Annotated in this window: 2 protein-coding genes; both read right to left on the bottom strand. The window is 39.3% G+C overall.

The genetic code is table 11. From position 1 onward, the window contains the following. Positions 1–176: 176 nt before the first annotated feature. Positions 177–563, bottom strand: a complete 387-nt coding sequence (locus QQK21_RS21285) for a LysM peptidoglycan-binding domain-containing protein (RefSeq protein WP_284194182.1) — start codon at positions 561–563, stop codon at positions 177–179. 36 nt (positions 564–599) lie between these two features. Beyond that, positions 600–1,139 (bottom strand): outer membrane beta-barrel protein, encoded by a 540-nt coding sequence (locus QQK21_RS21280; protein WP_284194181.1) that lies wholly within the window; start codon positions 1,137–1,139, stop codon positions 600–602. Positions 1,140–1,372: the final 233 nt, after the last annotated feature.

Below are 1,372 nucleotides of genomic sequence, written 5' to 3'. Positions count from 1 at the left end.
CTCTCGCAAGATAGTTGCGTCTGGAGATTATTGCCTGCACGTCATGAATAAACTTTGCGACAGAACCGCATCACTCCCAATGAGTCGGAGAGACTTTACTGGGAAACTTACAAAACTGTGGCCAATTTTAGTTGACCACTACACTTAAAGTCATGTCCGAAAATTGGGGGCCACTTCTATTTATGTATATTGATTACATCACCAACATATAATTTATTTATGTCTCTGATTTGTGGGTTTATACGTACAATCTCTTCTAACGTCATGTTGTGGGCCTGAGCAATGGTGATTAACCAATCACCTTTCTCTACCACATATTGACCAACTCTTTCCTTCGTCTCTTTCATTTTTGTTTGTTGCTCATCAAGCTGCGCTTGCATCCTTTGCATCTCTTCTTGATGCTGTTGCTTCATCAAGGTAAGATCAGATTCATATTGGGTTTTCTGATTTTCATGGTCCGTAAGGTTCTGATTCTGCTGCGTGATAAGATCATCATAAGAGACGCACCCAGATACAAATAAAATCAAAAGCAGGGGTATGCTAAATAATCGATTATTTTTCATGATGTGATTCCATTATTGAGTTAAATGCAAAGGCGGCTAAAAATAAAACCGAGTACCAAGAATAAACTTCGTTTTATTGTCTTTAAGAGAACCATTTCCATCCACATAAACATCTTCTGTAGCCAAGTTATAGTTGGCTTCCATTGTAAGTGCAATCTGCGGATGAACGAAGTATTTAATACCCATCGCAGTCTGAAAATTGAATGCGTCATCATGTCCTTGTGTACTCAGCGTCTCAGACGATACATATTGAGCTCCAAGACCAATGTAAGGCACAATCGATGAACCAAATTCAAAGTTATATTCAGCAAATGCCCCAACTTCATATGCCTCGGTATGTTCACTCATGGATAGATCCACTTCCGCCCCAACCTCGAAATGGTCAAAAATAAAATAGCCATAGGACGCGTTAAAGTCTATGAGGTAATCGTCTGAGTAATCCGCATCAAAACTGCCACCAATAGCGAATTCACGACTGCCTTCCTGAAGAGCGGTTAAGGTAGTTAAATTTGACTGTTCTGCCGTAGCTTGATAAGACAGGAAAGCAAAACATAATAAACTGAACTTTTTGTACATGAGATAATCCAAACTAATGTAAGAAAAAAAGACCGCCTCGTAACAGAGGCAACTCACCGCAGATAATAGCCACGCAAAAATGTTAAATGTCAATAATGGGTAAATAATCAGTCTATTTTTAGTGATTTTCTAACCTTAAATGGGTTCTGTCGCAAACTTTGGTGGTGGTTTTGTCGCAAAGTTTATTCATGACGTGCAGGCAATAATCTCCAGACGCAACTATCTTGCGAGAG

The organism is Vibrio zhanjiangensis (genome assembly GCF_030161235.1).
GTDB classification, from domain to species: domain Bacteria; phylum Pseudomonadota; class Gammaproteobacteria; order Enterobacterales; family Vibrionaceae; genus Vibrio; species Vibrio zhanjiangensis.
Note: the sequence above shows the minus strand (reverse complement) of the source record. Positions and strands in the feature narration are given on the sequence as shown.

What these genes read in the sequence shown, in the direction of transcription:
- QQK21_RS21285 (WP_284194182.1), bottom strand. Translation starts at nt 563, where the DNA reads ATGAAAAATAATCGATTATTTAGCATACCCCTGCTTTTGATTTTATTT.
- QQK21_RS21280 (WP_284194181.1), bottom strand. Translation starts at nt 1,139, where the DNA reads ATGTACAAAAAGTTCAGTTTATTATGTTTTGCTTTCCTGTCTTATCAA.